The 23,016-nt window shown below is 71.9% G+C and carries 21 protein-coding genes, 5 tRNA genes and 1 riboswitch; of the genes, 14 read left to right on the top strand and 12 right to left on the bottom strand.

Features of this window, described 5'->3' with window-relative positions; translation table 11 throughout:
* Nucleotides 1-75: 75 nt before the first annotated feature.
* From CEB94_RS19330 to CEB94_RS19315, 4 genes are all read right to left on the bottom strand, one after another.
* Nucleotides 76-149 (bottom strand) — tRNA-Phe (locus CEB94_RS19330).
* Between the two features lie 24 nt (nt 150-173).
* Nucleotides 174-248, bottom strand: a tRNA-Asp gene (locus CEB94_RS19325).
* Between the two features lie 35 nt (nt 249-283).
* Nucleotides 284-356, bottom strand: a tRNA-Glu gene (locus CEB94_RS19320).
* An 80-nt stretch (nt 357-436) separates the two neighbouring features.
* Entirely contained in the window at nt 437-2,011 is a 1,575-nt protein-coding gene (locus CEB94_RS19315; protein ID WP_175433429.1) for a metallophosphoesterase family protein, read from the bottom strand.
* Nucleotides 2,012-2,094: 83 nt separating this feature from the next.
* Between CEB94_RS19315 and CEB94_RS19310 the strand changes: the two genes are divergently transcribed.
* The 4 genes from CEB94_RS19310 (at nt 2,095) to CEB94_RS19295 (ending at nt 5,794) form a co-directional block, all read left to right on the top strand.
* Nucleotides 2,095-2,445: a metallopeptidase family protein gene (locus tag CEB94_RS19310; protein WP_179956573.1), complete on the top strand. Its 351-nt coding sequence runs from the start codon at nt 2,095-2,097 to the stop codon at nt 2,443-2,445.
* Between the two features lie 87 nt (nt 2,446-2,532).
* Nucleotides 2,533-3,066, top strand: coding sequence for a hypothetical protein (locus CEB94_RS19305; RefSeq protein WP_175433427.1), 534 nt, complete (start codon nt 2,533-2,535; stop codon nt 3,064-3,066).
* 331 nt (nt 3,067-3,397) lie between these two features.
* Nucleotides 3,398-5,506: a DEAD/DEAH box helicase gene (locus tag CEB94_RS19300; protein ID WP_175433426.1), complete on the top strand. Its 2,109-nt coding sequence runs from the start codon at nt 3,398-3,400 to the stop codon at nt 5,504-5,506.
* 215 nt (nt 5,507-5,721) lie between these two features.
* A tRNA-Lys gene (locus CEB94_RS19295) sits at nt 5,722-5,794 on the top strand.
* A gap of 59 nt (nt 5,795-5,853) precedes the next feature.
* Here CEB94_RS19295 and CEB94_RS19290 read toward each other — a convergent pair.
* The gene (locus tag CEB94_RS19290) at nt 5,854-6,714 is read right to left on the bottom strand and encodes an RNA polymerase sigma factor SigF (protein WP_381109568.1); all 861 of its coding nucleotides are present in this window, start codon (nt 6,712-6,714) and stop codon (nt 5,854-5,856) included.
* Nucleotides 6,715-6,989: 275 nt separating this feature from the next.
* Nucleotides 6,990-7,433: a MarR family transcriptional regulator gene (locus CEB94_RS19285; protein ID WP_175433425.1), complete on the bottom strand. Its 444-nt coding sequence runs from the start codon at nt 7,431-7,433 to the stop codon at nt 6,990-6,992.
* 189 nt (nt 7,434-7,622) lie between these two features.
* On the opposite strand from CEB94_RS19285, the gene CEB94_RS19280 reads away from it, so the two are divergent.
* The 5 genes from CEB94_RS19280 (at nt 7,623) to CEB94_RS19260 (ending at nt 11,772) form a co-directional block, all read left to right on the top strand.
* Nucleotides 7,623-8,795, top strand: coding sequence for a PP2C family protein-serine/threonine phosphatase (locus CEB94_RS19280; protein ID WP_246111846.1), 1,173 nt, complete (start codon nt 7,623-7,625; stop codon nt 8,793-8,795).
* Between the two features lie 142 nt (nt 8,796-8,937).
* Nucleotides 8,938-9,849, top strand: a complete 912-nt coding sequence (locus tag CEB94_RS19275) for an STAS domain-containing protein (protein ID WP_425472463.1) — start codon at nt 8,938-8,940, stop codon at nt 9,847-9,849.
* Nucleotides 9,850-9,872: 23 nt separating this feature from the next.
* Nucleotides 9,873-10,259: an STAS domain-containing protein gene (locus tag CEB94_RS19270; protein WP_175433423.1), complete on the top strand. Its 387-nt coding sequence runs from the start codon at nt 9,873-9,875 to the stop codon at nt 10,257-10,259.
* Nucleotides 10,259-10,702, top strand: a complete 444-nt coding sequence (locus tag CEB94_RS19265; RefSeq protein WP_175437064.1) for an anti-sigma regulatory factor — start codon at nt 10,259-10,261, stop codon at nt 10,700-10,702. The genes CEB94_RS19270 and CEB94_RS19265 overlap by 1 nt, the downstream gene beginning before the upstream one ends.
* Complete coding sequence (locus CEB94_RS19260; RefSeq protein WP_175433422.1) at nt 10,702-11,772, top strand: ATP-binding SpoIIE family protein phosphatase; 1,071 nt, start codon at nt 10,702-10,704, stop codon at nt 11,770-11,772. The genes CEB94_RS19265 and CEB94_RS19260 overlap by 1 nt, the downstream gene beginning before the upstream one ends.
* Before the next feature lie 529 nt (nt 11,773-12,301).
* Here the strand turns inward: CEB94_RS19260 and CEB94_RS19255 are convergent.
* From CEB94_RS19255 to CEB94_RS19245, 3 genes are all read right to left on the bottom strand, one after another.
* Nucleotides 12,302-12,805, bottom strand: coding sequence for a MarR family winged helix-turn-helix transcriptional regulator (locus CEB94_RS19255; RefSeq protein ID WP_175433421.1), 504 nt, complete (start codon nt 12,803-12,805; stop codon nt 12,302-12,304).
* Nucleotides 12,806-12,923: 118 nt separating this feature from the next.
* Nucleotides 12,924-13,565, bottom strand: coding sequence for a GTP cyclohydrolase II (locus CEB94_RS19250; RefSeq protein ID WP_175433420.1), 642 nt, complete (start codon nt 13,563-13,565; stop codon nt 12,924-12,926).
* 133 nt (nt 13,566-13,698) lie between these two features.
* Complete coding sequence (locus tag CEB94_RS19245) at nt 13,699-14,214, bottom strand: MarR family winged helix-turn-helix transcriptional regulator (protein ID WP_175433419.1); 516 nt, start codon at nt 14,212-14,214, stop codon at nt 13,699-13,701.
* 77 nt (nt 14,215-14,291) lie between these two features.
* Here CEB94_RS19245 and CEB94_RS19240 point away from each other — a divergent pair, with 77 nt between their 5' ends.
* The 5 genes from CEB94_RS19240 to CEB94_RS19220 all read left to right on the top strand — a co-directional run bounded on the left by CEB94_RS19240 (nt 14,292) and on the right by CEB94_RS19220 (nt 19,118).
* Entirely contained in the window at nt 14,292-15,431 is a 1,140-nt protein-coding gene (locus CEB94_RS19240) for a dihydrofolate reductase family protein (RefSeq protein ID WP_175433418.1), read from the top strand.
* Between the two features lie 258 nt (nt 15,432-15,689).
* The gene (locus CEB94_RS19235) at nt 15,690-16,361 is read left to right on the top strand and encodes a hypothetical protein (RefSeq protein WP_175433417.1); all 672 of its coding nucleotides are present in this window, start codon (nt 15,690-15,692) and stop codon (nt 16,359-16,361) included.
* Nucleotides 16,362-16,415: 54 nt separating this feature from the next.
* Nucleotides 16,416-16,489 (top strand) — tRNA-Met (locus CEB94_RS19230).
* Between the two features lie 298 nt (nt 16,490-16,787).
* Nucleotides 16,788-16,944: riboswitch (cyclic di-AMP (ydaO/yuaA leader) on the top strand.
* A gap of 11 nt (nt 16,945-16,955) precedes the next feature.
* Complete coding sequence (locus tag CEB94_RS19225) at nt 16,956-17,990, top strand: M23 family metallopeptidase (RefSeq protein ID WP_175433416.1); 1,035 nt, start codon at nt 16,956-16,958, stop codon at nt 17,988-17,990.
* A gap of 183 nt (nt 17,991-18,173) precedes the next feature.
* Nucleotides 18,174-19,118, top strand: coding sequence for an aldo/keto reductase (locus CEB94_RS19220; protein ID WP_175433415.1), 945 nt, complete (start codon nt 18,174-18,176; stop codon nt 19,116-19,118).
* Nucleotides 19,119-19,133: 15 nt separating this feature from the next.
* On the opposite strand, the gene CEB94_RS19215 is transcribed toward CEB94_RS19220, so the two are convergent.
* The 3 genes from CEB94_RS19215 to lhgO all read right to left on the bottom strand — a co-directional run bounded on the left by CEB94_RS19215 (nt 19,134) and on the right by lhgO (nt 22,979).
* Nucleotides 19,134-20,480 (bottom strand): PrsW family intramembrane metalloprotease, encoded by a 1,347-nt coding sequence (locus CEB94_RS19215; RefSeq protein ID WP_175433414.1) that lies wholly within the window; start codon nt 20,478-20,480, stop codon nt 19,134-19,136.
* 59 nt (nt 20,481-20,539) lie between these two features.
* A complete protein-coding gene (trmB, locus tag CEB94_RS19210; protein ID WP_425472462.1) occupies nt 20,540-21,379 on the bottom strand; it encodes a tRNA (guanosine(46)-N7)-methyltransferase TrmB in 840 nt (279 codons plus the stop codon).
* Nucleotides 21,380-21,776: 397 nt separating this feature from the next.
* Nucleotides 21,777-22,979 carry an L-2-hydroxyglutarate oxidase gene (gene lhgO / locus CEB94_RS19205; RefSeq protein WP_381109537.1) on the bottom strand — a complete coding sequence of 401 codons (1,203 nt, stop codon included), beginning with the start codon at nt 22,977-22,979 and terminating at the stop codon, nt 21,777-21,779.
* Nucleotides 22,980-23,016 lie beyond the last annotated feature (37 nt).

Below are 23,016 nucleotides of genomic sequence, written 5' to 3'. Positions count from 1 at the left end.
TTTCAACCGAGCCCCCAGACGCCCATCCACGAGGCATACAACAAGGCCCCGATCCGGAGATCGGGGCCTTGGCTGTGGCTGGGGCCGGGGTCGAACCGGCGACCTTCCGATTTTCAGTCGGACGCTCGTACCAACTGAGCTACCCAGCCACGAGGTTTCACGTGAAACCTCAGCGGTCCTGACGGGATTTGAACCCGCGGCCTCCACCTTGACAGGGTGGCGAGCACTCCAAACTGCTCCACAGGACCAAGCTTCGTACGACAGTGTCGCACAGGGTGGTGCGTGCCCCCAACGGGATTCGAACCCGTGCTACCGCCTTGAAAGGGCGGCGTCCTAGGCCGCTAGACGATGAGGGCTATCGGCCCGCCTGGGCGCTTCTCAGCGCGTCGGGGACGTGAGAAGCATATGGGATGGCGGGAGCTATCGCCAAAACGGTTTAGGAGGAGGGGGAGGGAGTGCCCTTTGGTGGGGTGCTGGGGGACGGGGTCGCGCCGGGCTGGTTCTCCTTCGGGAGGTGGCGGCTGACCTCGGCCGTCGTGAGGCCGAGGCCGCCCAGTTCGATCTCGTCCCAGGCCTGGAGATGGCGGGTGTCCCGGTCGAAGTACAGGATCGATGCCTCGATGGGGTCGGGGTGCTTGCCCTCGATGGCGCGCAGGCCGCTGCCGCCCGTGGAGCCCTCGATGCGGAGTCGGGTGCCGTACGGCAGGTCCTCCATCTCGTCGTGGTGGAGATGGCCGGCCAGGGCCAGGGGGACCTCGCCGTCGACCTCGCGGGCCGCGGAGGGCTCGTGGGCGATGGCGATGTCCACCGGGGTGCCGGCCGCGGTCTGGTCGCGCAGGGCCGTGGCCAGGCGGGCGCCGGCCAGTTCCTGGGACTGCTCGGCGCCGGTCTGCTGGGAGCGGTCGGGGGTGAACTGCGGGTCGCCGATGCCGGCGAAGCGCAGGCCCTTGATCGTCTTGGCTTTGCCGTCGTCCAGGACGTGGACGTTCTTCAGGTTCTCCATGTAGCGCTGGGTGATCATCGAGTCGTGGTTTCCGCGGACCCAGACGTAGGGGGCTCCGAGGTCCTCGATGGGGTCCAGGAAGCCGTTCTCGGTGGCCGTGCCGTGGTCCATCGTGTCGCCCGAGTCGACGATCACATCGACCTTGTACTGCTCCACGAGCGAGGCGATGATCTTCCAGCTCGCCGGGTTCAGATGGATGTCGGAGACGTGCAGGACCCGGATGGTGGAGGGGTCGGGTGCGTAGGCGGGGAGCGTCGAGGTGGCGTCGTAGAGCTTGGTCACGTTGGTGACCAGGCGGGCCAACTCCTTCTGGTAGACGTCGAATTCCGTGACGATGCTGCGTGCGTTGCCGACCAGGGAGGGGGCCGAGGTGAGCAGGCCGGAGAATTTGGGTTCCAGGACGGAGTCGGGGCGCCAGGTGGCGTAGGCCGTGCCGCCGGAGGCGGCGAGGAGGGTGAGGGCGAGGCCGCCGGCGGCCAGGGCGCGGCGTGGGCGGCGGTAGACGGCGAGGCCGAGGGCGGTGGCCCCGGCGACGACGGCGACGCCGGAGCGGACGGCCAGGTCGAGGGTGCCGCGGCCCACGTCCTCGGTGACCTCGTCCTGGAGGCCGGAGAGGCGTTCGGGGTGGTCGACGAGGGCCTGTGAGCGGTCGGGGTCCAGTTGGTCGACGTTCACGTCGAGGCGGACGGGGGCGATGTGGCTGTTCAGTTCCAGGGCGCCCAGGGGCGAGATGTTGATCTTGGTGCCGCCGGTGAAGGAGGGGCGCAGGGTCATGGTGGTGTTCATGGGGCCGACCGGGACGCGGACGTTGCCCACGACCAGCAGCCCCAGCCAGGCGCCGAGGAGGACGACGGTGACGAGTCCCACCGCGCGGGTCCAGGGGTGCGGCTGTGTCACGAGTTGGATCGTGGTGGGTGCCTGGCGGGCGCGGTAGCGGCGGGTCAGGGCGTGCGGGGCTTTGCGGAGGGGGTTCAGGACACTCAGGACTGCGGCGGGGACGCGGGCCATTGGTCCCGTATGCCCAAGTGCGGGGGCGGATATGCGGCGGCGGTGGGCTCTCGTACGGCTGTGTTGTGGCTGACAATGGGCCTGTGCTGGAGATGACGCGCGAGGAGTTCGAGGAGCTGGTCGCCGAGGCGCTCGACCGGATCCCGCCGGAGTTGACGCGACTGATGGACAACGTCGCGGTGTTCGTCGAGGACGATCCGCCGGCGGACGATCCCGAGTTGCTCGGGCTGTACGAGGGGACGCCGCTGACCGATCGGGGCGAGTGGTACGCCGGTGTGCTGCCGGACCGGATCACCGTGTACCGGCTTCCGACGCTGCGGATGTGCGAGTCGCGGGAGGACGTCGTCGCGGAGACGGAGATCACCGTGGTGCACGAGATCGCGCACCACTTCGGTATCGACGACGAGCGCCTTCACGCCCTGGGCTACGGCTGACCGGGTTGTGAATACGGGGCGCGTGTCCTCTTGTGGGCGGCGGGAGTTGGAGGTGTTGACTCCCTCACCCTTTCCGGAGGTGGCCCCGTGCGCCCCTTGTACGTACCCGTCCGACTGGCCGCCACGGTCGTGGCGGTCGCCGCTGCCGCCGGCTGCATGAGCGTCGGCGATGACGACGCGGGCGGGAGCGTCAAGCCGTCGCATTCCGCCGGGCAGCGCGGTGGCGAGGCGCCCGACGGCGGGCCGGCGGTGTCGGGCGGCGGCGCCGGGATCGGCGCGGCCGGGGCCGACGGCGAGCGGGAGCGCGGCAAGGGCGAGAAGGACAGGAAGGGCAAGGGCGGCGCGGCGGGGGAGTCGGCGTCCCCCGAGGCGTCTCCGAGTGCTGACGCGAGTCCGGCCGTGCCGGGGCGTGACAAGCCGGGGAAGCCGGCCCGGCCCACGCCGAGGCCGCCGGCGCCGCCGACGCCCACCCGGACGGCCGAGCCGGAGCCCACGCCGACGCCGCAGGAGCCGACGACGTCTCCGGAGCCGACGCCGGAGCCGTCGTCGTCGGCGCACGAGCCGCCGGGTCCGCAGCTCGCGCAGCGGGAGCCGGCGCCGGAGGCGGGGTCACCGGCCTAGGGCGGCGGGGTGTGCGGGTGGGCGAAAAAATGTCCGGCCGGGGTGGGAACAATGCCGGGGGGAGGGTGGTTGGAGTTTTCGGGAAGCTGTCCGGCCCTCGGGCAGTGGCCCGCTGCCTCCTGCACAGTCCGGTTTGCCTTGTGGGGCCCGGAGTGCGTATGGTGGCAGATCGTTTGATCCCATCTTGCCCGGCGCCACTGCAGAGCGCGCCGTGTGGCGCGTACTCTCCCTTGCCGTGGTGGACCGCATTGAGGCGGTCGTATTGCGAATCGCGAATCACGGAGTTGACGGGCGCGTGCCGACTTGAGACTCCGGAAGGTTTCGCATTCGCATGTCCATCGCCAGTACTGATCACGTCGTCGTGCCCGAGAACGAGGCAATCGAGGACGCCCCCGAGGCCACGTTCGCGGAGCTCGGCCTCCCCGAAGGCGTTGTGCGCAAGCTCGCGCAGAACGGCGTGACCACCCCCTTCCCGATCCAGGCCGCGACGATCCCGGACGCCCTGGCCGGCAAGGACATCCTCGGCCGTGGCCGCACCGGCTCCGGCAAGACCCTGTCGTTCGGTCTGCCGACGCTGGCCACGCTGGCCGGCGGCCGTACCGAGAAGCACAAGCCGCGGGCCGTCATCCTGACGCCGACGCGTGAGCTCGCCATGCAGGTCGCCGACGCGCTGCAGCCCTACGGCGACGTCCTCGGCCTGAAGATGAAGGTCGTCTGCGGCGGTACGTCGATGGGCAACCAGATCTATGCCCTGGAGCGGGGCGTCGACGTCCTGGTCGCCACGCCGGGCCGCCTTCGCGACATCATCAACCGCGGTGCCTGCTCGCTGGAGAACGTGCAGATCGCCGTTCTCGACGAGGCCGACCAGATGTCGGACCTGGGCTTCCTGCCCGAGGTCACCGAGCTGCTCGACCAGGTTCCGGCCGGCGGCCAGCGCATGCTGTTCTCGGCCACGATGGAGAACGAGATCTCCACGCTGGTCAAGCGCTACCTGACCGACCCGGTCACGCACGAGGTCGACAGCGCTCAGGGCAACGTCACGACCATGTCGCACCACATCCTGATCGTGAAGCCCAAGGACAAGGCGCCGGTCACCGCCGCGATCGCCTCCCGCAAGGGCCGCACGATCATCTTCGTCCGCACCCAGCTGGGCGCCGACCGTATCGCCGAGCAGCTGTGCGACTCCGGTGTGAAGGCCGACGCGCTGCACGGCGGTATGACGCAGGGTGCGCGTACCCGGGTGCTCGAGGACTTCAAGAAGGGCTACGTCAACGCGCTCGTCGCGACGGACGTCGCCGCTCGCGGTATCCACGTCGACGGCATCGACCTGGTGCTGAACGTGGACCCGGCCGGGGACCACAAGGACTACCTGCACCGGGCGGGCCGCACCGCGCGTGCCGGCCGCACGGGCACGGTCGTGTCCCTGTCGCTGCCGCACCAGCGGCGTCAGATCTTCCGGCTGATGGAGGACGCGGGCGTCGACGCCGGGCGTCACATCATCCAGGGCGCCGGCGCTTTCGACCCGGAGGTCGCCGAGATCACCGGTGCCCGGTCGATGACCGAGGTCCAGGCGGAGTCCGTGGGCAACGCCGCGCAGCAGGCCGAGCGTGAGGTCGCCGAGCTCGCCAAGGAGCTGGAGCGGGCGCAGCGGCGTGCGACCGAGCTGCGCGAGGAGGCCGACCGTCTGGTCGCCCGGGTCGCCCGCGAGCAGGGTGAGGACCCCGAGGCCGCGGTGGCCGAGGCCCAGGCGGCGGTGGTGGCCGCGGCCGCCGAGGTGTCCGTGCCCGAGCAGCCGGCGGCGCAGGACGTCGACCGGACGGACCGGGACGACCGTGGCGGGCGTTCGTACGAGCGTCGTGACGACAGCCGTGGTGGCGGGTTCCGTCGGGATGACCGTCGTGATGACAACCGTGGTGGTGGCCGTTCCTTCGAGCGTCGCGATGACCGTGGTGGCCGTGGGTTCGAGCGTCGTGACGACAATCGTGGTGGCGGGTTCCGTCGGGATGACCGTCGTGATGACAACCGTGGTGGTGGCCGTTCCTTCGAGCGTCGCGATGACCGTGGTGGCCGTGGGTTCGAGCGTCGTGACGACAATCGTGGTGGCGGGTTCCGTCGGGATGACCGTCGTGATGACAACCGTGGTGGTGGCCGTTCCTTCGAGCGTCGCGATGACCGTGGTGGCCGTGGGTTCGAGCGTCGTGACGACAATCGTGGTGGCGGGTTCCGCCGGGACGACCGTCCGGGCCGCTCCTTCGAGCGTCGGGACGAGCGCGGTGGGCACCGTGGCAGCGACCGCCCCTTCAACCGCGACCGTCAGGGCGACCGCCCCGGCTTCGGCGCCTCCGGTCACGACCGCCCCTCCGGCCGTCGTGACGACCACCGTGGCGGTGGCTCGTTCCAGCGCCGCGAGGACAAGCCGCGCTGGAAGCGCAACGGCTGACATCAGCGCATGAGGAGCGCCGTGGCTCCGTCCCAACGGGCGGGCCACGGCGCTCTGTCGTTCCGGCGGGCTCTCGGGGGCCTGCGCGGACCCGCCCGAACCGGTCGATCCGGGGTCCTCGTCGGCCCTGTTCGTCCGTTCGGCAGGGCCGGGACCCCGATACCCGATCGGAGACTCGGCGTCGTCCGGCTATGCTCGTGGGGGCAACATCGCTTGGGCCCTTAGCTCAATTGGCAGAGCAGTGGACTTTTAATCCATTGGTTGTGGGTTCGAGTCCCACAGGGCCTACAAGGAAGCCCCGGTCCGGATCGTCTCCGGACCGGGGCTCTCGCCGTTGTGGGGGCGTGTCAGCCGGTGGCGAGCATCCCCGACCGCAGCCGTGCCACCGTGCGCGAGATCAGGCGGGAGACGTGCATCTGTGAGATGCCGAGCCGGGCGCCGATCTCCGCCTGGGTCTGTTCCTCCACGAAGCGCAGGTGGAGGATGAGGCGCTGGCGCTCGTCGAGTTCGGCGACCAGGGGGGCCAGGGCGTGGAAGTCCTCGACGAGTTCGAGGGCCGGGTCCTCCTCGCCGATGAACTGCGACAGCGTCGTGTCGCTCTCGTCCGGGTCGCCGGTGACCGTCGCGTCGAGGGAGGAGGACAGGTAGCCGTTGGCCGCGACCTGCGCCTCGACGACCTCCTCCTCGGACAGGTTCATCAGGGTCGCCAGTTCGGACACCTTCGGCGCGCGGCCGAGGCGGGAGGACAGTTCCTCGGTGGCCTTGGCGAGTTCCGTACGGGCCTCCTGCAGGCGGCGCGGCACGTGCACGGCCCAGGACGTGTCACGGAAGAACCGCTTGATCTCGCCGATGATGTACGGCACCGCGAAGCTGGTGAACTGCACCTCGCGGGAGACCTCGAACCGGTCGATGGCCTTGATCAGCCCGATGATGCCGACCTGGACGATGTCCTCCATCGACTGGCCGCTGGTGCGGAACCGGCGGGCCGCGAAGCGCACCAGCGACATGTTCATCTCGATGAGCGTGTTGCGGGCGTACTGGTACTCGGGCGTGCCCTCCTCCAGCACCGCGAGCCGGTCGAGGAACTGTCCGGTCAGCCCGCGCGCGTCCTGCGGGGCGAGCTTCTGGGGCTCGGCGATCTGTGGCAGCTCCTCACCGGTGTAGGTGGCGGAATCCGTCGTCGTGCCGATGCGCATGGTCGCCGTCACGGGCCCTCCCTCTCAGTCCGGCCCGCTCCGATCCCCTACAGGCCACCTCAAGCGCCGTTACCCGCCCTCGCCCGGGTCATGCCCCGCGTGGGCCCCGGCGAGACGTTGACCACAGTCGGCGCAGGTCGAGGCGGTGGCGGGGTACCTGGACCCGTGCTGCGACGGTACGGGCAGGGAGGGTGGGCGGTGGGGTGCGCGAGAGAAAGCCGTGGGAGTCATGGAGCGGACAGTTGTCGTTTGACAACTATAGGTGCGGGACAACAACCTAGGGCAGTTCAGGCAGTCCGGGTACCGGACGATCGGGAGTCTTCGGAGTCGTCGTGTATCTGGGCCGCCGCCGCGTCGCAGAACGCCTCCAGCCCTTGCAGCAGGGCCACCCGCTTCGCCGCGGGCATCTGGTCGAGCACCGCGCGCAGCGTCTGCTCCCGGCGTACGCGCAGGTCGGCCAGGAAGGCGCGGCCCCGGCCGCTGAGGTGCAGGCGGACCTCGCGCCGGTCGGCCGGACTCACCTCGCGTTCGACGAACCCGGCCGCATGCAGCCGGTCGCACAGTCGGCTGGTCGAGGGCGGTGTGGAGGCGAGGGAGTCGGCGAGCGTGCGCAGGTTGATGCCCTCGTGGTGTTCGAGGGTGAGCAGCACCCGCAGCTGGGACGCGGAGGCCGGCGCGGTCGAGGCGCGGCCCCAGAGGACTTCCAGCAACTCCGCGGCCGTGGAGGTCACACGGGCGACCTCTGCTGGCTCAGGGCGGGGTCGGAGGGAAGTCACAGTCACACTCTCGCAGGCACCGGGATGGCCGCCAGCGTACTAGGCGTGAGGTGAACCGCCCGGGACCCGCTTCCCGGCCCGTAGACGAGGACCCGTTTGTAAAGGACGCGTCGGCGTCCCACCGAGGAGGGTGAACAGACCACCGTGACCACGATCACGAACAGATTCGTGGCCGCCGAGCGCGCCCTGCGCACGGCGGCGCCCCATCAACTGCTGGACGCGGTCCGTGGTGTACTGACCGATCAGTACGCGGCGGACTCCGTCGAGCTTTTCCTGGCCGACTACGGTCTGACGGTGCTTCAGCCGGTGTCGGTGCTGCCGCACACCCTCCAGCCGGTGTCCGTGCACAACAGCCCCGCGGGCCGCGCCTTCGGTGCGCAGGAACCGTATGCGGAAATCCTTTCGGGTGATCTCGTACGGGTGCATCTGCCCGTCACCGTCCGCGGCGACCGCCTCGGCGTGCTGACCGTGACCCTGCCGGGCGCGGAGCACGCCGACGGCTGTCTGGGCGAGCTGGCCGAGATCGCCGAGGTGCTCGGGCACGAGGTCGTCGTGGCCGAGCGAGACACCGACCTGTATCTCCAGGCGCGCCGGCGGGACCGGCTCACGCTGGCCGCCGAGATGCAGTGGCAGCTGCTGCCGGGCCGCTCCTGCACCCGCCCCGAGTACGACCTGGGCGCGCAGCTGGAACCGGCGTACGGGATCTTCGGCGACAACTTCGACTGGTCCGCCACGGCCGACCGGCTCAGCCTCTACGTCACCAACGGCATGGGCGAGGGCATAGCGGCCTCCCTGCTGACGAACCTGGCGATCAACGCCCTGCGCAACGCGCGCCGGGCGGGGCTGTCCATCGACGACCAGGCGGCCCTGGCCGACCAGGCGGTGTACGCCCACTACCGGGGCCGCTGTTACCTCTCCGTGCTGATGCTCGACTTCGACCTGGCCACCGGCCGGGTGCGCGCGGTGGACGCCGGGTCGCCGCAGATGCTGCGGCTGCGCCGGGGCGTGGTGGAGCGGGTGCCCTTCGACGCCCAGCTGCCGCTCGGCATGTTCGAGGAGACCGACTACGTGGTCCAGGAGTTCCGGGTCGAGCCGGGCGACCGGCTGGTCTTCGTCAGTGACGGGGTCTACGACGTCGCCTCCCCGGGCGGCGAGGCCTACGGGGACGCCGCCCTGGCCCGGGCGATCCAGTCGACCCGGCTGCTGCCGGCCGCCGAGGTGCCCCGGGCCCTCCTGCGCGAACTGACGGGCCACCGCGGCCGGTCCGTCCCGGACGACGACGCCCTCGTGGTGTGCCTGGACTGGCGTGGGCGGTAGGCGACGGGGAAGGCGCAGGTCGGGGGCGCCGGTGGGCAGTTGTTTGGTGTCGTACGCCGGCACTAATGTTTGTCATATGGCAAGTAAGGGCTGAGGTGCCGTCGTGCGACCTCGGTCCGGCCCGTGCAAGGGAGCGATGCAAGTGTCGGTGACGGAAGAGAACACGGAACAGGAGCCGCCCGCATACCAGGTGAGCGCCTTTCTGGAGCGGCGCCGGGAGCAGATCGCCCAACGCTGGGCGGACGCCGCGCTGTTCCGCACGGTCTTCACCGTGTCGCGCGACGAGGCGGTGGAGGCGGGCAGGGCCGTGACCGCGGCGCTGGCGGCGGTGGCGGCCTCGGGGCGGCTGGACGACATCCGGGCGTCCGGATTCGAGGCCGTGCGCGACCAGTTGGGGCGGATGGCGGCCTCCCGCGCCCGTACGGGCATCGATCCGGACGGGGTCGCCGGCGAGGTGGCCGCGCTGCGCGAGCCGGTGACCGAGCTGCTGCGCGCGGAGTTCCCGGAGCCGTACGCCGCCGAGGCCCAGGAGGCCGTGGTGGCGCTGACCGTGCTCATGGGCACGCTGCGCCTGGTCGTGATGGAGACGGCGGTCAGCGCGGGCGAGGAGCTGATCGCCCGGCAGCGCGAACAGCTGCACGAGGTGGCCACCCCGGTGATCAAGCTGTGGGAGAGCACCGTCGCCGTCCCGCTGATCGGCACCCTGGACAGCGCGCGCAGCCAGGTCGTCATGGAGAGCCTGCTGAACGCGATCGTCGCCGAGCGCGCCCGCTTCGCCATCCTCGACATCACCGGCGTGCCCACCGTCGACTCGCTGGTCGCCCAGCACCTGATGAAGACCGTGGCGGCGGCCCGGCTGATGGGCGCCGAGTGCATCGTCTCCGGCATCCGTCCCGCGATCGCGCAGACCATCGTCCACCTGGGCATCGACCTCGGCACGGTGCTCACCCGATCGAGCCTGGAGGACGCGCTCGCCTACGCGCTCAGCCGGCAGGGGGTCGAGATCGCACCGCTGAGGGCGGCCGGCGCGGCGGCGGACGCGGGCGCGCGGTGACCGGGTTCGCGGGACACGGACCCATGGGCGGACACGGCTTCACCGTGCCGGTCCTCCAGCTGGGCGACGTCCTGCTGGTCACCCTCCAGGGGGAGCTGCACGACGGGATGGCCGAGCAGCTTCAGCAGGACATCACGGACCGCATCTCCCACACCCGGGTGAGCGGGGTCGTGATCGACATCTCCGGCGTGGAGATCGTCGACTCGTTCCTGGGCCGGGTCCTCGCCGAGATCGCCGCCGGAGCCAAGCTGCTGGCGGCCCGTACGGTGCTGGCCGGGATGCGCCCGGCGGTGGCGATCACCCTGGTCGAGCTGGGGCTCACCCTGCCCGGCCTGCGGACGGCCCTGGACGTCGAGCGGGCGATGGAAGCGCTCGGCGTGACCACGCGCCGGGGCGAGGGGAGTCCATGATGCAGACTTCCCGCCATGCCGGCCCGGCCAGCCTGCCGATCGGCTCGGACGCCGATCTGGCGTGGGTGCGCCAGCAGGTCCGGCAGGCCGCCGCCGAGCTCGGCTTCGGGCTGGTGCAGCAGACCAAGCTCGTGACCGCGGCGAGCGAACTGGCCCGCAACACCCTCGTCCACGGTGGGGGCGGCCATGTGCGGATCACCCCGCTGGACGCCGGGCAGTCGCGTGGACTGAGGCTGGCCTTCGTCGACACCGGGCCTGGCATCCGGGACCTGGACCAGGCGTTGACCGACGGTTACACCAGCGGCGGCGGGCTCGGGCTCGGCCTGAGCGGGGCCAAGCGGCTGGTGCAGGAGTTCGAGGTGGACAGCCGGCCCGGTGAGGGGACCACCGTCACCGTCACCGCCTGGGCCACCGTCGTACCGCCCTCCCGGACGGTGCCGTGATGAGCAGGGTCTGGGACGTGCCGGTGGACGACTCGACCCGGGTGCGGGACGTACGGGTGGCGGCCGAGGAGGCCAGCGCCTGTGCCGGCCTGCCCCCGAACCGCATCGCGACCGCCGCGCTCGTGGCGACGGAGCTGGCGACCAACCTGCTGCGGCACGCGGACGACGGGCGTGTGCTGATCAACCTCGTCGAGCGGGCGTACGACGACGGCCGCCGGGCGGCCGTGCAGCTCGTCTCGCTCGACCACGGTCCCGGCATCCCGGACGTCGCGGCGGCGATGCGCGACGGCTACACCACGACCGTCGCCGCCTCGCTCGGCGCCGGACTCGGCACGTGCCGGCGCATAGCGAACGACTTCGATCTGCACAGCGCGCCCGGCCGGGGCACCGTCGTGATGGCCCGCATCGGCCACGATCCCGTCGTCCGCAACCAGGGGCCGCCCCCACCGGGTCCGCGTGCCGGGGGCGTCAACGTCCCCCTCGGCCGGGCCGAGCACTCCGGCGACGCCTGGGGCCGGGTGCGCGGCGGGGACCGGCTGACCCTGCTGCTCGCCGACGGGCTCGGTCATGGTGTCAAGGCCGCCGAGGCCTCCACCGCGGCGGTGACGGAGCTGCGCGGTCTCGGGGAGCTGCCGCCCCCCGAGATCCTGCGGCGTCTGGGCCGGGCCCTGCGCCCCACCCGGGGCGCGGCCGTCGCGGTGGCCCAACTCGATCTACGGGAAGCCCGGTTGAGCTTCGCCGGGATCGGCAACGTCGGCGCCCGGCTGCGGACCGAGGGCACATGGAAGGCGCTGCTGTCCCACCCCGGCATCGTGGGCGCGCAGGCCCCGGCGTCCGTGCCCGTGCAGCGGATGCCCTGGCACGCGGACAGCCTGCTGGTGCTGCACAGCGACGGCCTGCCCAGCCGCTGGACGCCGCCCGACGACGGCGTACTGCCCGGCTGCGACCCGGCGGTGGCGGCCGCGGTGGTGCTCCGGGACGCGGGGAGCGCGGCCCGGCCGGTACGGGACGACACGTGCGTGGCGGTCCTGACCACCGGCGGCGTGAGCCGCCACGGCTCGGGGGCCTGAGGGGCGTCGGGAGGCCGGGGGACCGGGGGACCGGTGGGATTCGGGGTTCGGGGGTTCGGGCGCATCGGCGGGGTGCCGCGGCCCGCGCGAGCGGCGGGCGACCCAGCGGTCGATACGGCGGGCCGCCCGGCACACCAGGCTCCAGCTGCTCACAGGGGTACGCGGCGACCGGCTGCAGCGGCGGGCCGCGCAGTGCCTGCGGCCGGACACCGCGGGGAACCACGGCCCGGGCGGCCGGACCCGCCGCGGGAACTCACCCTTGGTGCCGCCGGGTTCACCTGTGAGGAGTGCCCGTCCGTGCCGCCGGGTTCACTTGTGAGGAGTGCCCGTCCGTGCCGCCGGGTTCACTTGTGAGGAGTGCCCGTCCGTGCCGCCGGTTCACCTGTGAAGAGTGCCCGTTCGTGTAGCTGGGTTGACCGGTGAGACGACACGGCCCGTGCGGTTGGGCCGACCGGTGAGACGTCACCGCCTGTGCGGCTGGGCCGACCGGTGAGACGTCACCGCCCGTCCAGCCCCGCGCCGCCGGAACTCACCGCCCCTGCGCCCCACCGGCGCCCGGTGTCGTGTCCTGGGCTGCCAGGAAGCCCCGCAACCCCCTGCTCAGCGCCGCGCGTTCTGCCGGTTCCATCGCCGCCAGTGCGGTGGCAAGGGCCTGGGCGCGGCGGCCGGCGACGTCGCGCAGGACGCGCTGTCCGTGTGTCGTGAGCCACAGTTGCACCTCACGGCGGGTGTCGGGGTGCGGGGCCCGCTCCAGCAGGCCGGCCGCCGCCAGGCGGTCGCAGAGGCGGCTGGCCGTGGGAGCGCCGATGTCCAGGCCGTCCGCGAGCGCCGTCAGGTTCAGGCCGGGCGCCGCCTGCACGGTGCGCAGCGCCCGCAGCTGGTGCGGGGACAGGCGCAGGGACGCCTCCTGCGCGGCGACCGACCACAGCGTCGTCAGACTCTCCACGGCATCGGCGATCTGCGATGCGACGGCCTTCGGGCCATCGCCCGGTCCCCTCGCCCGGTGGTCGCCGGGGCCGCCGAGATCGGTCACGAAACGGTCACTTCCATAAAGCTCCGGGTACTGATGAGGTCGCCCTCTTTCAAAGGCTGTACCCGATGAACCGGGGGGCAAGCAGCCCGGTTCAGTGCCCGGCCGGACCGGGGGCGGCTCAGCCGGCGCTGAGCTCCGTCAGCGCGGCGAGCGGCAGCGTGTGCTGGGTCTGGAGGACCTTCGCCCGCAGGTAGCGGACGTTGTGGGCGGTGGTGAAGACGCCCGTGGGAACGCGGTCGCGGACGCCGACGCCCAGGGACCGCAACTGCCCCGCCTTGTCGGGGTTGTTGGAGAGCAGGTCCAGCTCGCCGATGCCCAGGGCACGGAGCATCTGGGCCGCCGCCGTGTAGTCGCGGGCGTCCTCGGGAAGTCCCAGCGCCGCGTTCGCCTCGTACGTGTCGAGTCCCTCCTCCTGGAGGGCGTACGCGTCGAGCTTGTTGTAGAGGCCGATGCCCCGGCCCTCCTGGCGGAGGTAGAGGAGCACGCCGCCGCGCTCGGCGATGCGCTCGACCGCCTCGCGCAGCTGCGGGCCGCAGTCGCAGCGGGCGGAGCCGAACACGTCCCCGGTCAGGCACTCGGAGTGCAGCCGCACCAGCGGGACCGGGCCGGGCTCGCCGAGGACCACGGCCACGTGCTCCTGGCCGTCGGCCAGCCCGTGGAAGGTGACGAGCTCGGCGTCGGCCTCGTAGCCGTCGTGGAAGCGCAGCGGGACCCGGACGCGGGAGCGCGGGGTGGCGATGACGGCGGGGGTGTCGGGCATGCGGGGCCTCCGGGTTCCGTTTCCTGTTCGGCTGCACAGCCGTAGTGCTTCAGATTTGAAGCAGATCCACGTCCGGAACCCTACGCGTGCTTTAAATTTGAAGCAATGGGGATCCGGCTCTGTGTGGCGCGCGTCACGAACAGGCCGGTGAAGACCTTCGCCGCCACGGCACGTCGTCCGCCGCCGGCCGGGTCCCGTCCTCCTGGAGACCCTGCGCGATCGCCGCGGAGATCTCCTCCAGTTGCCCCACCTGCTCCTCGCTGAGCCGGTCGAACAGGAAGCTCCGCACCGTCTCGACGTGCCCGGGCGCCGCCCGCTCCAGCACGGCGAACCCCTCGTCGGTCAGCGCGGCGATGCTGCCCCGCTTGTCGTACCGGCAGGCCTCGCGCCGCAGCATGCCGTCCTTCTCCAGCCGCGTGACCGCGTACGTCAGCCGGCTGCGCGTGATCTTCAGCCGCTCGGCGAGATCGGTCATGCGCAGCCGCCGTTCCGGTGACTCCGACAGGACGGACAGGATGGAGTAGTACAGGTGCGGCATGCCGGCGTCCTGCTGGAGCTGCCGGTCGATCGCGTCCTCCAGGAGCAGCGAGGCGGCGATGTAGGCGCGCCAGGCGCGCTGCTCATCGGGGGTGAGCCAGCGAGTCGTCATGCCGCCAGTGTAGGTTTGTTTCAAACTTGAACCAAGCCCTGTCCAGTCCGGCCGTCCCGACCAGCCGCGGAGCGTCGATGCCTCACCCGTACGTCCTGCTGTCCGCCGCCGTCTCCCTCGACGGCTACCTGGACGACACCGGACCCGACCGCCTGCTCCTGTCGAGCCCGGCCGACTTCGACCGGGTCGACGAGGTCCGGGCCCGCGTCGACGCGATCCTGATCGGCGCCGGCACCATCCGCGCCGACAACCCGCGGCTTCTGGTGAACTCCGACGAGCGCCGCGCCGCCCGCACGGCCGCCGGGAAACCGGAGTACCCCCTCAAGGTCACGGTCAGCGGCTCCGGCGACCTCGACCCAGACGCCCGCTTCTGGCACACCGGCGGCGAGAAGGTCCTCTACACGACCGACCGGGGCGCCGAACGCGCCCGTGCCCTCGGCCTCGCCACCGATGCCACCGACATCGTCCCGCTCGGCCCCGACCTCGACTGGCGGCGGCTCCTCACCCACCTGCACGACGTCCGGGGCGTACGGCGCCTCATGGTCGAGGGCGGCGGCCTGATCCACACCCAGCTCCTCACCCAGGGCCTGGCCGACGAACTCCAGCTGGTCCTCGCCCCGCTCTTCGTGGGCGACCCCCGGGCACCCCGCCTCTTCGGCCCCGGCGGCTACCAGGGCGGCCGCCTCCGGCTGCTGGAGACGCGGCGGATCGAGGACGTCGTCCTGATGCGCTACGAACCGACCGCCCCGGGCACCGGCCCCCTGCCCACCGCCGCCGACCACCACTGGCTGGCCCTCGCCTGCGAACTGGCCGAGCGCTGCCCGCCGTCGGACACGGCGTTCAGCGTGGGCGCGGTCGTGGTCGCAGCCGACGGCACGGAACTGGCCCGCGGCCACTCCCGCGAGGCCGGCGACCCGGTCGTGCACGCCGAGGAGGCGGCCCTCGCCAAGCTCGACCCGGCCGACCCGCGGCTGCCCGGCGCGACGGTGTACAGCAGCCTGGAGCCCTGCGCCCGTCGCGCCTCCCGCCCCGCACCCTGCGCCCGGCTGATCCTCGACGCGGGCGTACGACGGGTCGTCACGGCCTGGCGCGAGCCGGACACCTTCGTGACGGACGCCGACGGCAGCGGCCTTCTCGCGGCCCAGGGGGTGGAGGTCGTCGTCCTCCCGGAGCACGAGGAGCGGGCCAAGGCCCCGAACCGCCACCTGCCGGGCTGAGGGGTCCTCGAACCATGAGCGTCCGATCAGGCCGCGGGGTCTGGTGCCGTGCATCGCAAGGCGCCGGAGCGCCTGCGTGGCGGCCCCACGTGGGCGCTCCGGGCAACGCGGCGAGTGCGGTGCCAGGCCACGCGACCCGGACAGGCATAGTGCAAGGACCCCGAATGCGGGCCGATCGGCCCAATAGATCCTGCGTCCGGACCGCCGCCCGGGCCGCGCTGCCTCCAGGGCCAGGACGAGAGGACGGAGGCGGCGGCCATGAGGAAAGCGGGGAGACGACGGAAGGCGGCACTGCTCCTCCCGCCCCTGCTCACCGCGCTCGCCCTGCTCGTCCCCTCCTACCAGGCCGACGGCCCGGACGCCCGCACCATGGGCCCCGCCCTGCCCTCCGACGCCGCGTTCACCCATCCCGGCGTCCTCGTCGACCGGGACCGGCTGGACGCCCTGCGCGAGCACGTCACCGCCGGGCGGCAGCCCTGGCTGAAGGCCTACCTCGCGATGCGGGACAGCGCGTACGGCTCCTACCGGTACCGGGCCGAGCCGCTCGAGACCGTCCTCTGCCCGCCCGGTGACCTTCAGGGCCGGGGCTGCGCCGAGGAGCGTGCGGACGCCCTGGCCGCCTACTCCCAGGCCCTGCTCTTCACCGTCACCGGCGAGCGGCGGCACGCGGAGAAGGCCCGGCAGATCATGGACGCCTGGTCGGCCACGCTGCGCCGGCACGCCGGGGAGAAGGCCGCGTTGCAGGCCGGCTGGACCGGGTCGGTCTGGGCCACGGCCGCCGAGATCGTGCGGCACACGCCCGGCGAGGAACGGCTCGGCCGATCCGTCGCGGCCGCGCACGAGCTGGCCGTACGGGCCCGGCCCGCCGGCACCGACGACCTGTTCACCGCCTGGGAGACCCTGACCCACGCGGGCGCCCCGGCCGGCTGAGCAGAGGGTGTGCACGAGGTGTCCCGCGGATGGCGTACACTGGAGTCACAACGACGCGGGGTGGAGCAGCTCGGTAGCTCGCTGGGCTCATAACCCAGAGGTCGCAGGTTCAAATCCTGTCCCCGCTACTGAAGGCCGAGGGCCGGAATCCGAAAGGGTTCCGGCCCTCGGTGCATTTCCCGGTGGTCTTACGGCGGCCATTACGGTCGGTGAGTGAACCACCCCGTTCCGCATAACAACTGACGCACCGTCAAAACTCGTCAGTCACTTGCGCGGCGGTCAACTCGCCCGATTTGGGCCCGTCATGGCGGGTAAGTCCGCGCGAAAAAGGTTAATGATCAAGTGGAATCGCTGGAATACCCCTCGCGCGTCTATTAACGTTCGATAACGCAGCGCGGTCGTCCCAGCCGTCACAGAAGGCGGCTCCGTGCGCACGCGCCGAATCCCGAAAGGGAACCGGGGAACCACCACTTGGGGTGAATCGAGCGGATACCACCGTGGCAGCACGGCCGGTATACGCGCGTAGGAGACCTTCCTGCTCCGAACCCGTCAGCTAACCCGGTAGGCGAGAAGGAAGGAAAGGAGCACGCCCACGTGGCGTCCAACCGGCCTGCCCCCGCGGCCCCGCTCGCGCCGAAGCGCGACACCGAAACCTTCGGCTACGGCGGTCAGCGCACCGACGAGGGCCCGTTCCAGGAGTGGAACCCCACCGAGGAGTCCATCCGTCCCGTCCGCGGCCGGCATCGCGTCACCAAGCAGCGCGGCGGAGGCCTCGCCCGCAGCTCCACCGTCCTGGGCGTCGGCGTCATAGCCGCCGTGGGTGCCGGCGGCATGGCCAGCGCCCAGACCGGCAAGCCCCCGGTGTCCATCTCCGTGCCGGACCTGCCCTCGGTGGGTTCCCTCATCTCGGACGACGACACCCCCGAAGGCTCCGCCACCCCGCTCAGCAGCCTCGGCACCACCACGGCGGACACCGAGCAGGCCACCTCCGGCGCCGGCGCCGGTGAGGCGCTGCGCGCCCGGATCATGGCCCAGGTCGAGCGCCAGCAGGACCAGATCGAGACCAAGGCCGCCCAGGACGCCGCGGCCGCCGCCGAGAAGGCAGCCGCGGAAGCGGTGGCCAAGGCGGAGAAGGAAGCCAAGGCCAAGGCCGCCGAAGCCAAGAAGAAGGCGGAGGAGGAGGCCAGGAAGAAGGCCGAGGCCGAGCGGCTCGCCGCCCTCGCCAAGCAGTTCACGCTGCCGACCTCCTCGTACACCATCACCTCCAGCTTCGGTCAGGCCGGCGCCTACTGGTCCTCCGGCTACCACACCGGCCTCGACTTCGCCGCCCCCACGGGCACGCCGATCAAGGCCGTCCACAGCGGCACCATCACCGAGGCGGGCTGGAACGGCTCGTACGGCTACAAGACCGTCCTCACCCTCGATGACGGCACCGAGATCTGGTACGCGCACCAGTCCTCCATCGGCGTCAGCGTCGGCCAGAAGGTCAGCACCGGCGACGTCATCGGCCGCGTGGGCGCAACCGGCAACGTCACCGGAGCGCACCTTCACCTCGAGGTCCACTCCGCTGGATCCTCGAACGGCATCGACCCGAGGGCGTGGCTGCAGGGCAAGGGACTCAACCCGTAAGCGGTACACGTCCGTTGAAGCACCGGCGGCCCTGACGACGACCCCCCGACGTCAGGGCCGCCGGTCTTCCGGTGTGCCATGGGCGGGTTCACGAGAGCTTTGGGTTACGCGAGCCTTGGGTTTACGGGAGCTTTGCGTCCCGTTGCGGAATGAGACGCCCCTGTACGGACGTTGACGCAGAGCATGACTTCTCTTCGCAAACTCGGCTCCTCCGACCTCGAGGTCTTCCCGCTCGCCCTCGGCGGCAACGTCTTCGGCTGGACCGCCGACGAGGACCAGTCGTTCGCCGTCCTCGACGCCTACACCGCCGCCGGCGGCAACTTCATCGACACCGCCGACTCCTACTCGGCCTGGGTCGAGGGCAATCAGGGCGGGGAGTCCGAGACCGTCCTCGGCACGTGGCTGAAGGCCCGCGGCAACCGCTCGGACGTCGTCGTCGCCACGAAGGTCAGCCAGCACCCCGAGTTCCGCGGCCTGTCCGCCGACACCATCAAGGCCGCCGCCGACGCCTCCCTGCGGCGCCTCGGCACCGACTACATCGACCTGTACTACACGCACTTCGACCAGCCCGACGTGCCCGTCGAGGAGATCATCGGCGCGCTCGACAGTCTCGTGAAGGCCGGGAAGGTGCGGCACATCGCCGCCTCCAACATTTCCGCCGAGCGGCTGCGGGCGTCCCTGGAGTTCTCCGACCGCGAGGGACTGGCCCGGTACGTCGCCCTCCAGCCGCACTACAACCTGGTCTCCCGCGACACCTACGAGGGCGAGCTCCAAGACCTCGCCGAGCGGACCGGCCTGGCCGCCGTGCCGTACTTCGCGCTCGCGTCCGGCTTCCTCACGGGCAAGTACCGGCCCGGCACGGCCGTGGAGAGCGCGCGGGCGGGGAGTGCGGCCACGCACCTGGAGACCGAGCGGGGGCAGCGGGTGCTGGCCGCCCTCGACGAGGTCGCCGGGGCGCACGACGTACCCGTGGCCACGGTGGCTCTGGCCTGGCTCGCCGCCCAGCCGACCGTGGCGGCGCCGATCGCTTCCGCGCGGACGGTGGAGCAGCTGCCCGCGCTGACCGGCGTCGGCGAGCTGACACTCTCGGAGGCCGAGATCGGGCGGCTCACGCAGGCTTCCGCCTGATCCGCACGACCGGCCTCAGGAGCGGTACGGGTTGTACGCGGGGTACGGCGCCGGCTGGGGGCCGTACCCGTACACCCCGTACACCGGCCAGGGCGGGGCCGTCACCGGGACCGGAGGGGCGGTGATCCGCGCCGCGTGGTCCAGCGCGGGGCGGGCCGTTTCCCGGCGCCGCCACAGTTCGCCGAGCAGTTCCCGCTCCCGTACGGCGAAATCCGCCGAGGCGCCGCCCCGCCGGGCCCGGTGCCGCAGGAACGCCAGGGACGTCGCGTACGCCTCGTACCGCGCCACCTCCCGGGCCGCCGCCCTGCCCGCGTGCCGGCGGGCGTACTGGCGGGCGATCCGCCGGGCCCGCATCGAGCCGAGCGCGTACGGCTCCGTCGGGGTCAGCCAGCCGGCCCCGGCGTAGGCGGGCAGCTCCGCACGTACGGTCTTCAGCTCCCGCTGCCGGGTCCAGATCACCAGCCACGTCAGCAGACCGAAGATGGGCACCATGAACGCCGCGTAGACGGCGAAGAACCCGTACTCGCCGAAGGCCGAGGAGCCGTTCCACATCGCGTGCATGCCCATCGCGAGCAGCAGCCCGGCCAGCGGGAAGGCGACGCGGCGCAGGTGCCGGCGGTCCGCCGAGAGCGCGGAGATGCCGAAGCCGATGCCGGTGAGGACCGTGAACAGCGGGTGCGCGAACGGCGACATGATGATGCGCACGAAGAAGGTCGCCGCCGTGACGGAGGCGATGCCGGTGCCGCCGGTGAGCTGGTCGGTGCCGAAGGCGGTGCCCAGGTAGAGGATGTTCTCGGTGAACGCGAAGCCGGTGGCCGTCACGCCGGCTATGACGACGCCGTCGACGATGCCGGTGAAGTCGCGGCGCCGGAAGAGGAAGACCAGGAGGACCGCCGCGGCTTTGGCCGACTCCTCGACCACCGGCGCTATCACGGTCGCGCCGAGGGTGTCCGCGCTGGACGGGTCCGCCGTCGCCGTCGCTATCCATCTCGTCGCGAAGCTGTTGGCGACGATCGCTATCAGCGCCGCCGCGCAGGCGCCCCAGGCGAAGCAGAACAGCAGGTTGCGCCAGGGGCCGGGTTCGACCCGGTCGAGCCAGCGGAACGCGGCTATCAGCAGGGGCACCGGGAGGACGGCCAGCCCCAGCCCGACCAGGAACCCTTCCGTGCCGGTCTCCTCGCGGACCAGGGCGAGGATGACGAGGCCGGATATCGCGAGGAGCGTGCTCAGCGCGCCGTAGCGCACCCAGGCGCGCTGCCACCAGTGGGCGTGCCGCAAGGAGCCGGCGGTGCCCGGGCCGGCGAGGGGCGCGCCCTCGGTGGGACCGCTGGGGTACGACGGGTGTGGGGGGCTGGTGGCCACGGCTTCGACCCTAACGACGGTTGGGCGCTGTCCGCAGGCGGAAGAGGTGCCAGGGATGGTCAGGCGCCGGCGGGGGGCTGGTCCACGTGCTGTACGCGACGGAAGAGGAGGTCGTTCACGACATGTCCCTTGTCCAGTCCCTGGCCCTCGAAACGGGTCAGCGGACGGAAGTCGGGACGGGGCGCGAAACCGCCGTCCGCCTGCGTGTTCTCGAAGTCCGGGTGTGCCGTGAGGACATCGAGCATCTGTTCGGCGTACGGCTCCCAGTCGGTGGCGCAGTGGAGGATCGCGCCGGGCCTGAGGCGGGTGGCGGCGAGGGTGAGGAAGTCGGGCTGGATGATCCTGCGCTTGTGGTGCCGCTTCTTCGGCCAGGGGTCGGGGAAGTAGACGCGCAGGCCGCCGAGGGAGTCCGGGGTGAGCATCTCGCGCAGGAGGATGATCGCGTCGCCGTTGCCGACGCGGATGTGGGACAGGCCGTTGCGGTCGGCGAGATTGAGCAGGTTGCCCTGGCCCGGGGTGTGGACGTCTACGGCGAGGATGTTCGTGGCGGGGTCGGCCGCGGCCATCTGGGCGGTGGCCTCGCCCATGCCGAAGCCGATCTCCAGGACGACGGGGTTGTCGTTGCCGAACAGCTCGGGCAGGTCGAGGGTCCGGCTGCCGTCGATGTCCAGGCCCCACTTGGGCCACAGCCGCTGCAGCGCGTCCGCCTGACCGGCGGTGACCCGGCTGCGCCGCGGCTGGAAACTCCGGATCCGCCGCTCGAAGTGCGACCCGGCGGGGTCGGCCATCGGCCCGTCGGGAAAGCGTGGCTCTCCCTTGGCCCGGGTACCCCGGACGGGGACACCGGGGGTGTGCGGGTGCGGGTGCGGGTCTTCGGGGGGGTTCACGGAGTCAGACACAGTGCCCCTGATTTTACGGCTGCGCGTGCGTGCGCCGGATCGCCGTGGGTGGGTCGGGGCCGCGCCGGGGGGTGTCCGTCCTCGGAACGGCGCGATGGGGTTGCGTACCGACCAACCGTCCGTTGACGCGCCAACCGCTGCGGGCGGACACCCCCCGACACGGCCCCTTGCGTCGTCCGGCGGCCTTAGCTGCGGGCATGCGTGCCGCTGAGGGCGGCACGGGTGGGCGCAGCGGCACCCCGCTCCGCCGGGTTGCGGACCCACCCGGCACCAGCAGCGATGCCGAGTCCTGCGGATCTCACAGTGCGCTCAACGCCCTCCGTGCTCGCAGCGGTACCCCGCTCCGCCGGGTTGCGGACCTACCCGGCCTCAGCGACATCCCGAGCACCTGTAGACCTCACAGCGCGCTCAACGCCCTCCGTGCCACCTCTCGGCCGATCGGCAGGGACGCCGTGGCTGCGGGCGACGGTGCGTTCAGGACGTGCACCGTGCGAGGGGCCTCGCGGATCAGGAAGTCGTCGACCAGGGTTCCGTCGCGGAGAACCGCCTGCGCCCGCACACCCGCCGCCGTCGGCACCAGGTCGTCCTCGGACACCCCGGGCAGCAGCCGGCCCACCGCCTCCGTGAACGCCCTCTTGGACAGGGATCGCCGCAGCTCACCCGCCCCGTACCGCCAGTGCCGGCGGGCGATGTGCCAGGAGCCGGGCCAGGCCAGGGTCGAGCCCAGCTCGCGTGGGCGGACCGTGCCCCACCCGTACCCCTCGCGGGCCAGCGCCGGCACCGCGTTGGGCCCGACATGGACGCCCCCGTCGATGCCCCGCGTGAGATGCACCCCGAGGAACGGGAACGCCGGATCGGGCACGGGGTAGACCAGGCCGCGCACCAGCTCCGGTCGGGCCAGCTCGTAGTACTCGCCCCGGAACGGCACGATCCGCATGTCAGGGTCGTCCCCGGTGAGCCGGGCGATCTCGTCGCACTGCAGACCCGCGCAGTTCACCAGGACCCGCCCGCGTACGACGTCCCCCGCGGCCGTGAGCACGGCGACTCCCCGCTCGGGGCGCCGGTCGACGCGCACGACCCGCGTGCCGTAGCGGATCTCCGCGCCCGAGCCGTGGGCCAGCTGGCGGGCGACCGCGACGAAGTCGCAGATGCCCGTCGTGCCGACGTGTATCGCGGCGAGGCCCCGCACCTCCGGTTCGTACTCCGCGATCTGGGACGCGCCCAGCTCCCGCACCGGGATCCCGTTCTCCCGGCCGCGCTGCACGAGTGCGTGCAGACGGGGCAGCTCCGCGCGGTCGGTGGCGACGATCAGCTTGCCGGTGACCGCGTGCGGGATGCCGTACTCGGCGCAGAACTTGACCATCTCCGCCGCGCCCCGCACCGCGTAGCGCGCCTTGAGGGAGCCGGGGCGGTAGTAGATGCCGCTGTGGATGACGCCGCTGTTGCGGCCGGTCTGGTGGCGGGCCGGGCCCGGTTCCTTCTCCAGGACGATGACACGTGTGCCCGGTGCGGCGCGTGTGATCGCGTACGCCGTCGACAGGCCGACGATGCCGCCGCCGATCACCAGCACGTCACAGTCGTATGTGATCCGCACGCGCACCACCTCCCGCTTCGATAGTGCACTGCGCCACTGACAA

The sequence above is a fragment of the Streptomyces hawaiiensis genome (genome assembly GCF_004803895.1).
In the GTDB taxonomy this organism is placed as follows: domain Bacteria; phylum Actinomycetota; class Actinomycetes; order Streptomycetales; family Streptomycetaceae; genus Streptomyces; species Streptomyces hawaiiensis.
Note: the sequence above shows the minus strand (reverse complement) of the source record. Positions and strands in the feature narration are given on the sequence as shown.

Coding starts and splice junctions, on each gene's coding strand:
- CEB94_RS19265 (WP_175437064.1), top strand. CDS start 10,259: ATGCAGACTTCCCGCCATGCCGGCCCGGCCAGCCTGCCGATCGGCTCG.
- CEB94_RS19240 (WP_175433418.1), top strand. CDS start 14,292: ATGCCTCACCCGTACGTCCTGCTGTCCGCCGCCGTCTCCCTCGACGGC.
- CEB94_RS19260 (WP_175433422.1), top strand. CDS start 10,702: ATGAGCAGGGTCTGGGACGTGCCGGTGGACGACTCGACCCGGGTGCGG.
- CEB94_RS19245 (WP_175433419.1), bottom strand. CDS start 14,214: ATGACGACTCGCTGGCTCACCCCCGATGAGCAGCGCGCCTGGCGCGCC.
- CEB94_RS19270 (WP_175433423.1), top strand. CDS start 9,873: ATGGGCGGACACGGCTTCACCGTGCCGGTCCTCCAGCTGGGCGACGTC.
- CEB94_RS19300 (WP_175433426.1), top strand. CDS start 3,398: ATGTCCATCGCCAGTACTGATCACGTCGTCGTGCCCGAGAACGAGGCA.
- CEB94_RS19250 (WP_175433420.1), bottom strand. CDS start 13,565: ATGCCCGACACCCCCGCCGTCATCGCCACCCCGCGCTCCCGCGTCCGG.
- CEB94_RS19235 (WP_175433417.1), top strand. CDS start 15,690: ATGAGGAAAGCGGGGAGACGACGGAAGGCGGCACTGCTCCTCCCGCCC.
- CEB94_RS19220 (WP_175433415.1), top strand. CDS start 18,174: ATGACTTCTCTTCGCAAACTCGGCTCCTCCGACCTCGAGGTCTTCCCG.
- CEB94_RS19315 (WP_175433429.1), bottom strand. CDS start 2,011: ATGGCCCGCGTCCCCGCCGCAGTCCTGAGTGTCCTGAACCCCCTCCGC.